The organism is Thiocapsa sp. (assembly GCF_011390875.1).
GTDB lineage: Bacteria > Pseudomonadota > Gammaproteobacteria > Chromatiales > Chromatiaceae > Thiocapsa.
In genome coordinates, this window is record NZ_JAABRP010000194.1 from 1 (window position 1) to 8,794 (window position 8,794).

Annotated in this window: 5 protein-coding genes and 2 pseudogenes; 5 read left to right on the plus strand and 2 right to left on the minus strand. The window is 66.3% G+C overall.

The window, feature by feature from the left end:
* Positions 1-529, minus strand: a pseudogene (locus GPT33_RS14650) (histidine kinase); the annotation flags it as partial.
* Positions 526-2,385 (minus strand): ABC transporter ATP-binding protein/permease, encoded by a 1,860-nt coding sequence (locus GPT33_RS14655; protein WP_296810193.1) that lies wholly within the window; start codon positions 2,383-2,385, stop codon positions 526-528. The gene GPT33_RS14655 and the pseudogene GPT33_RS14650, both read right to left, overlap by 4 nt.
* 328 nt (positions 2,386-2,713) lie before the next feature.
* Between GPT33_RS14655 and GPT33_RS14660 the strand changes: the two genes are divergently transcribed.
* The 5 genes and pseudogenes from GPT33_RS14660 to GPT33_RS14680 form a co-directional block, all read left to right on the plus strand.
* Positions 2,714-3,100 carry a S24 family peptidase gene (locus GPT33_RS14660; RefSeq protein ID WP_296810194.1) on the plus strand — a complete coding sequence of 129 codons (387 nt, stop codon included), beginning with the start codon at positions 2,714-2,716 and terminating at the stop codon, positions 3,098-3,100.
* Positions 3,100-4,230 (plus strand): efflux RND transporter periplasmic adaptor subunit, encoded by a 1,131-nt coding sequence (locus GPT33_RS14665; protein ID WP_296810197.1) that lies wholly within the window; start codon positions 3,100-3,102, stop codon positions 4,228-4,230. The genes GPT33_RS14660 and GPT33_RS14665 overlap by 1 nt, the downstream gene beginning before the upstream one ends.
* Positions 4,227-4,883 carry a hypothetical protein gene (locus tag GPT33_RS14670; RefSeq protein ID WP_296810199.1) on the plus strand — a complete coding sequence of 219 codons (657 nt, stop codon included), beginning with the start codon at positions 4,227-4,229 and terminating at the stop codon, positions 4,881-4,883. The genes GPT33_RS14665 and GPT33_RS14670 overlap by 4 nt, the downstream gene beginning before the upstream one ends.
* A 299-nt stretch (positions 4,884-5,182) precedes the next feature.
* The gene (locus tag GPT33_RS14675) at positions 5,183-8,317 is read left to right on the plus strand and encodes an efflux RND transporter permease subunit (RefSeq protein WP_296810201.1); all 3,135 of its coding nucleotides are present in this window, start codon (positions 5,183-5,185) and stop codon (positions 8,315-8,317) included.
* 48 nt (positions 8,318-8,365) lie between these two features.
* Positions 8,366-8,794, plus strand: a pseudogene (locus GPT33_RS14680) (diguanylate cyclase); the annotation flags it as partial.

Sequence of the window (8,794 nt, forward strand, 5' to 3'; positions counted from 1 at the left end):
GCAAGAGCTCGTCGACACTCTCCGCCTGCTGGATCCCGGCGGCCACGTCGTAGCGGATCTTCAGCGAGGCGGTTTTCTGCGCCAGCCGCATGGTCTGGCGTGCAACCCGGTTGTCCATCTCCTCGTAGAGGTCGGTCAGCTCCTCGTTGAGGCTACGGATATCGCGCGCCACCTGAGCCAGAACACCGGCATCGTCCAACGCATCGCTCGCGCCCGGCTCGCCCTGACAGACCCGCGAGAGTGAATGCTCCAGGCGCACCAGAGGCAGCAGCAGCTGGCTGCGCAACCGGCTCCAGAAAAGCATGGCGGCGAGCGAGGCGCCGACGAGTGCCGCCATCGCGAGCGGCGACGCCCAGTCGAGATGCGGCCGTGCACCCTGCAGGGTCAACAACGCGAGTGCCGCGGCAAGCGCCGCCCCGCCCACGACCAAGGGCACGGCGAGACCGGCCGCGCGCAGGACCTCGCGAACCCGCGACGCCTCGATCTCCTCGCCCCGCTCGGCGAAGATCCGCGCCTGACTCACGCTCACGGCGACGCCTCCGGATCCGGATCCGTCACGGCACGCTCGTCCGTCGCCGCGGCCGTGATCGGCACCGGCGCATCCGGCCCCTCGCGCTGCTGCAGATCCCACATGGCGGCATAGTGTCCGCCCGCCTCCAGAAGCGCGCGATGCGTGCCCTGCTCGCGGATGCGGCCCTGCTCCAGCACGAGGATCAGGTCCGCATCCACGACGGTCGACAGACGATGGGCGATGACCAAGGTGGTGTGGTTCTCCGCGACCTCGGCGAGCGTTTGCTGAATCGCCTGCTCGGTATGGCTGTCGAGCGAGGAGGTCGCCTCGTCGAAGACCAGGATCCGCGGCTGCTTCAAGATCGCCCGCGCGATCGCCACACGCTGTTTCTCCCCGCCCGAGAGTTTCAGGCCGCGCTCCCCGACCATGGTGTCCCATCCGTCGGGCAGGCTCTCGATAAAGGTCCGGATGTGGGCCATCTCGGCACAGCGCTCGACCTCGGCGCGGGTCGCCTCGGGCCGTCCGTAGGCCAGGTTGTAGTAAATGGTGTCGTTGAACAAGACGGTGTCCTGCGGGACGATGCCGATGGCCGCGCGCAGGCTCTCTTGGGTGACCTCGCGCAGATCCTGCCCGTCGATCAGGATCCGCCCGGCAGTCACGTCGTAGAAGCGAAACAGCAGGCGCGCCAGGGTCGACTTTCCGGCGCCGCTGTGACCGACGACGGCGAGCGTCTGGCCGGGCGCGATCCGAAAATCGACGTCCCGCAGGATCGCCCGTTCGTGCTGGTAGTGAAAGTCGACGTGCTCGAAGCGGATCTCGCCGTCGCGCAGGCGCAATGCCTTGGTGTCCGGGGCGTCCTGGATCTCGGGGCGGCGCTCGAGCAGCTTGAAGACCAGATCCATGTCGGCCAGCGCATACTTGATCTGCCGATAGACGATCCCGAGAAAGCCCAACGGGATAAACAACTGCAACATGAGCGCGTTGACCAGAACCAAGTCCCCGACACTCATCTCGCCCGTGACCACCCCGTTGGCCGCGAAGGCCATGATCAGGGTGACGCCGATCGCGATGATCGCGCCCTGACCGAAATTCAACAGCGACATGGAGGTCTGACTCTTGACCGCCATCTCCTCCCACTCGGCGAGCGTGCCGTCGTAGCGGTCGAGCTCCATGCGCTCGTTGCCGAAATATTTGACCGTCTCGTAGTTGATGAGGCTGTCGAAGGCCTGATTATTGGCCTCCGAGTCCAAGCGGTTCATCCGATGGCGATAGTCCATGCGCCATTCGGTGATGGCGAAGGTGAAGGTGAAATAGACCGCGACGGTCCCGAAGACGACCAGCGCGAAGGCCGGGCTGTATTGCTTCAAAAGGATCACCGCGACCAGGGTGAACTCCACCAGCACCGGCAGGACGCTGAAGGCGACATAGTTCAGAATGGTCGAGACCGAACGGGTGCCGCGCTCGAGGTCGCGGCTGATGGCGCCGCTCTGGCGCCCCAGGTGATAGCGCAGCGAGAGCCGATGCAGGTGATCGAGCACCTTGGTCGAGAGCCGGCGCATGGCGCGATAACGCACCCTGGCAAAGACCACGTCGCGCAGCTCGTTGAAGAGCGAGGAGCTGAGCTTGAGCGCCCCGTAGGCGACCAGCAGCGAGACCGGCAACACCAGCACCTGATGCGGCGTGGCCTCGAAGGCATCCACGATGTCGCGCAGCACCAGCGGAACGCCGACATTGGCCACCTTCGCCGCGATCAGACAGGCCAGCGCCAACATCGCACGCCCGCGGAACTCCCACAGATAGGGCAGCATTCCACGGAGATTGTGCCAATCTCGACGGTCGGAGTGGATGCGCTCGGTGGCGGCGATTCGGTTCATGCAAGCCTTTTAAACCGCGCCCGGCGCGGCATGTGATGTTTTTGGATGAGATCGGTCCCGGCAGACTCGATGATTGCTGGAGCTGGCGCGGTTTAAGTGTTTAAAACACTAAGATTTTAAAGGTATCGCCCGGTCGTTATCCGGTCGGCTCACCGGGCCTTGCTCGTAACTCCGGCCATCGTGGCACGTAGCGCAGAGCACCACGGGGCATGCGTGACACCGCGGAGCGGATGTCACGAGCGACTGATGTTTTGGGTGGCCGGTCTTACGCGCGAGGCCGCTCGCCGCGACGAGCCGCCCGACCAACCTATATAAATGAGGACACATCATGGCAGATCCCACCATGGACAGCACGGGTTGCAGCATGCACGAGCCCTACGCCTTGCAGGTGCTCGGCGACCAGATGGAACCCGAATTTCCGGACCGGTGCGTGGTGATCGTGGAGCCGACGGACAACCGTCGGAACAACAGCTTCGTCTTCGCGGAGGTCGAGGGCGTGCGCTGGTTTCGCAAGTACATCCGCGACGAGAACGGCAGCGAGCGGCTCGTCGCCGTCAACCGCATCTATCCCGACATCGAGCTCCACGGGCTGGAGTGGCACGTCCTGGGCGTGATCATCCAACGCAACATTCGGCGGAAGATCAAACACTACGACTACTCCAAGGAGCCCGAGACCTCGCCGACGGTGGCCATCAAGGATCTGACCGGCCGGTGATGACCGGAGACGCCGTACCCAAGCCGTTCCGTGCGCCCGGCGCAGCCGAGCCCGTCCGCCCTCGCCGCGCGGGGACGCGTAAACCGCTCCTGCACGCCGTTGCACCGGCCGCCATCCTGGCCGCAACCCTGATCGGCTGCTCCCCCGGGGGCGACCCGCCGTCGAGCGCGAGCCGCGAACGCGGCGCACTCGATCACCTGGTCGCCACTATCGTCGTGGAGCGTGCCGCCACCACCAGCAGCCACGAGCGGCCGGGCTCGCTGCGCCATCGCCGCCAGGTGCGACTCTTCAGTCAAGAAGAAGGCCGGATCACCGCGCTGGACGTCTTCGAGGGCGACATGGTTCGCGAGGGCGAGGTCCTGGTCGCCCTCGAGGACGACATCCTGCAGGCGGAGCTCGACAAGGCGCGCGCGACCCTGGCCCAAGCGGAACTGGACGTGGGACGACTCGAAGACCTCGTCAGCAAACGCGCCGCCTCGGACGCCGAGCTTTCGCAGGCCCGCACCGCCGTCGCCGTGGCCCGAGGCGATGTCCGGCTCCTGGAGACCCGGCTGGCCTTCACCCGGATGACCGCCCCGTTCGACGGCGTCGTGACCGAACGGCTGGTCGAGCCGGGTGATTTCGTCTCGAGGAATACCCACCTCCTGACCATCGCCGATCCGCAATCCTTGGTCGCGGAGGTCTATGCCTCCGAGCTCATCCTGCCGCGGATGAAGGTCGGCGACCCGGCGCAATTGCGTATCGACGCCCTCGGCGGGGCGGCGTTTCCGGCACGGATCCTGCGGATTCATCCGAGCTTGGAGCAGACCAGCCGACAGGGCATCGTGGAGTTGACGCTGGAGGATCCGCCGCCCGGCGTGAAGGCCGGACAGTTCGTGCGGGTCACGCTCGAGACCGCCGCGGTGGAGCGCCTGCTGATCCCCTTTCGTGCCCTGCGACGCGATCGCGACGGCGAGCTCGTCTGGCTGATCACGGAAGAAGGCCAAGCCTCACGACGAAAGGTCAGGAGCGGTCTGCAGATCGCCGATCGCATCGAGATCCTCGAGGGTCTCGTCGCGGGCGATCGGGTCATCACGCGTGGTTTCCTCGGCCTGAGCGAGGGTAAAACAGTCAAGGTGGTCCCGGAATGAATCTCGAACACCTCTATTCGGCCGTTGAGCTGGTGCGCAGCGGCTGCTATCGCGACAACCCGCGCGAGGCGACGCGTCTACGCACCTACCCGGTCATGATCGCGGCCGCCGCGGCGCCGGCGGCGAGCCAGACCGAGGCCTTTCTGCGTGCGGCCTGTCTCGCCTACGCTTGGATGCCCGAACGGGTGCGCATCGATCAGAGCCATCTGGAACCGGCCGTCGCCGCCTTCGAGGCCGCGCGCGGCTATCCCCAGAGCGGGTCCCCGAGCGGGCCGCAGACCGCCTCGGATGCCGAGCGCGCCGCCCTCCACGAGCGCGGCATCGACGCCATCGCCGCCGCCCTCAGCTCGGTCGTCGGGGCCTCGATGGTGCTCCACCTCGCCGCTCCCGGCGTATTCCCGATCTGGGACGAGCGCATCGAGCGCTTTCGCCTGGACGAAGAGCCGTCGCCGTACCACATGGGCCAGGCCCGTCACTATCTCGCCTTCATGGAGGAGATTCACGGCCTCACCGCACACCCGCTCTTTCTCACCTTTCACAACGAATTCTGCACCGCCTACCAGGCACGCCTGCAACGCCTGCGGATCTCGCCCTATCCGCTCACCGAGCCCAAGGTCGTGGAAGCCGCGATCACGGAGCTGACGGGCGAGTAAAAAACATTCAACCAAAATCGTAGGATGGGTAGAGCGCAGCGAAACCCATCCTCCAGGCTCCGAGGTCTCTCATGGCCACCCACAAGAGCGCAGCGAAACCCATCCTCCAGGCTCCGAGGTCTCTCATGGCCACCACAAGAGCGCAGCGAAACCCATCCTCCAAGCGCCGAGGTTTCCCATCACCACCCCGAGAGCGCAGCGAAACCAACCGTTTCCTGCGCGATGCGCACCTCCCGGGTTGGACGTCTGAGCCGTGAAGATGGGTTTCGCTTCGCTCTACCCATCCTACGTTTGAATCTATGTCAGCCAATATCTCCACCTGGTCGGTCCGCCACCCCGTCGGCGTCGTCGCGCTGACGCTCGCGGTGATGGTGTTGGGCGGGGTCTCGCTCACCCGGCTGAACATCGACCTGCTGCCGAACATCATCTACCCGGACATCCAGGTGCGGGTGCTGGACCCCGGCGTCCCCGCGGAGGTGATGGAGAACGAGGTGACCCGCGAGCTCGAGGAGCAGCTCGCGATCACCGAGGGCGTCGTCGCCATCCAGTCGCGCACTACAGAGGGACGCAGCGCCATCGATCTGTCCTTCCGCTACGGCGAGGACATCGATGAAGCCTTGCGCGACGCAAGCTCCCGCCTGGATCGCGCCAAGCGTTTCCTGCCGGAAACGGACGATCCGCCCATCATCTACAAGCGCGACCCCTTCCAGCTGCCCGTCGCCGAATATGTCGTCAGCTCGGCGTTGCGCGACCCGGTGGAACTGCGCACCTGGGCGGATTACACGCTGGGTCGCTCGCTGGTCACGCTTCCGGGCGTGGCCTCGGTCGAGGTCGGCGGCGGTTTGGAGCGCGAGGTGCAGGTGGTGGCCAACCAGTTCCGCTTGGCCGGTCTGGGGATCGACATCCTCGACCTGGAGACGCGTCTGCGCACCGCGAACCAGGATGTCGCGGCCGGGCGGCTGCGCATGTCGGACGGCGAGATCGGGGGTCGCACCGAAGGGCGCTTCAGGAACGTCCAGGAGATCATCGACCTGCCGCTCAAGCCCGAGGCCGGCGACAACCCGATGGCCCAGATGCGCATCGGCGAGATCGCACAGGTTATCGACGGGGCGAGCGAGGAGCGTCTGCGCATCCGCCTCGACGACCAGCCCGGGATCAAACTGTCCGTCCAGAAGCAGCCGCTCTCCAACACCGTCGCCGTGGTCGACACCGTGGATCGGGAGCTCGCGCGGCTCGCCGAGCAGGGCCAGCTCCCCGAGGATATCCAGATTCAACGTGTCGACGACCAAGCGCGCTACATCCGTCACTCGCTCGACAACGCGGTGAACGCCGCGCTCAGCGGCGCCCTGCTCGCCATGGCCGTGGTCTACATCTTCCTCGGGAGCTTGCGGCGAACCCTGATCATCGGCGCGGCCATCCCGATCGCGGTGCTGGTCACCTTCATCCTCATGGCCGCCAACGGCCTGACCTTCAACATCATGACGCTCGGGGGGCTCGCGCTCGGCATCGGCATGCTGGTGGACAGCACCATCGTGATGCTCGAGAACATCTATCGCCACCAACGGATGGGGCAGACCACGGTCGTCGCGGCGGATGCCGCCAGCCGCGAGGTCACGGGCGCCATCATCGCCTCGACCTCGACCAACCTGGCCGCCGTCCTGCCGTTCCTCTTTATCGGCGGGCTCGTCGGGCTCCTGTTCCAGGAGCTGATCTTCACCATCTCGGCGGCCATCCTCGCCTCCATGGTGGTCGCCCTGACCCTGGTCCCGGCACTCGCGGGCCGGGTACCGGCGAGCCGGGAGGGGATGTTGCGGAGACTGGTCAATCGCGTGATGCGCGCCCTGCAGGACGGCTATGCCCGAGCGCTGGATTGGCTTCTGCGGATCCGCTGGCTCGTCATCCTGGCGTTCGTCGCCGGATTGGCCTGGGCGGTGCCTTGGCTTATGGATGCGAAGCAGGAGTTTCTGCCCGCGCTCGACGAGGGCGACGTGCGCATCAGCCTGACCGCGGACGCCGGTGTCGACCTCGAGGAGATGGATCGCCTGACCCGCCGGATCGAGACGCTCGTCGCCGAGCAGCCCGAGGTCGAGGCGATCTTCACCACGGTCGGCGGCTTCGTGTTCGGGCGCTCGTCCTTCGAGAGCGCCAATCGCGCAAGCCTCCAGGTCCTGCTCACGCCGGCAGCCCAACGCAACGTGGGCAGCAAGGAATGGATCGAGCGCGTCAGCGGCCTGATCCGCGCACTCGAGATCCCGGGCCTGCGGGCCTCGCTCGTGACGCGCGGGATCCGCGGGATCCGTTTCAGCCAGGGCGACGACGACGTCAGTCTGCGCATCGCCGGGGAGAACCTCGACACACTCGCGGATCTCGCCGATCGGGTCGTCGAGCAGCTCGCCGCCGTGGAGGGTCTCGGCAACGTCCAGCACAGCAGTCAGGACATCACCCGCGAGATCTCCATCCGGCTCGACCCGCAACGCGCCACGAGCTTCGGTCTCACCATCGAGGACATCGGCACCGTCCTGCGCTTCGCCCTGGAGGGCCGTATCGTCACGGAGCTGATCGACGGCGACCGCTCGGTCGATCTGCTGCTGCGACTGGATCGGATGGACATCACCGCGCCCGGCGATCTGGACTCCATCGTGCTGTTCAGCAAGACCGAGCCGCGACGGCCCTTGCGACTCGGCGATGTCGCGACCGTCGAGATCCTGGCCCAGCCCTCGACCATCCTGCGCGACCGCCAGCAACGCACCGTCGAGATCACCGCCTCGGTCGGCGAGACGCTCACGCTTCAAGAGGCGATCGAGTCGGCTCTGGCCGCGGCGGCGCAAGTGCCGCTCCCCGCCGGCTATCGGCTCTACGAGGCCGGCGGCCTGGAGACCCTCAAGCAGGGCCAGGACATGAGCCGGATCCTGCTCGGGCTTGCGCTCTTTCTGGTCTTGGTCGCGATGGCGGTCCAATACGAGTCGGTCCGCAATCCGCTCATCATCCTGATCTCCGTGCCCTTCGCCTTGATCGGCGTGGTGCTCGGTCTGCAATGGACCGGGCTGCCGGTCTCCATGCCGGTTTGGCTCGGGCTGATCATGCTGGCCGGGATCGTGGTCAACAACGCGATCGTGCTGGTGGAGTTTATCGAGCTCGAGCGCCGCGCCGGTCTGGATGCGCGCACGGCCATCCTCGAGGCGGCACGTCTGCGTCTTCGCCCCATCCTCATGACCACGCTCACCACCGTCGTGGGCATGCTCCCGCTCGCGCTCGCGCTCGGGGAGGGCTCGGAGATGCTGCAACCGCTCGCCGTCACCATCGTCGCGGGGCTATCCTTCTCGACTCTGGTCTCCCTCGTGCTGGTGCCCCTGGTCTATCGGGTCCTGGCGGCCCCGACAACGGCGGAGACCCCGACGGGCTCGGCGTACCTCCAAGCGGAGGCTTCGCGTTGAGATCGAGCTCCGGATTCGCCACTCACGCCGCGGAGCGCAGCCAAGCCGATGGACACCAATCTCACCCACCTCGCGCATGCCGACACCTATCGCGCGCTCGAGATCGCCCCCCGTGTCTGGTGGGTGGGCCACGTCTTGCCCGACGACGTCTTCCAATGCCACGTCTATCTGCTCGAGCAGGGCGATCAGTCGGTGCTTTTCGGCCCGTGCTCGCGGCTCACCTTCGCGGGAACCCTGCGCAAGATCGAGGAGGTCATCCCCTTCACCCACATCCGCTATTTCGTCTGCCACCATCAAGACCCGGATATCGCCGCGGCCATGCCGCTCATCGACGAGCTGACCGATCGCCCGGACGCGGTCCTGGTCACGCACTGGCGCACCCGCGCGCTGCTCAAGCACTACGGGCTGAAGATGCCCTTTTGGCTGGTGGAGGAGCACGACTGGCGCCTTCCGCTGCAAGATCGCGAGCTCGAGTTC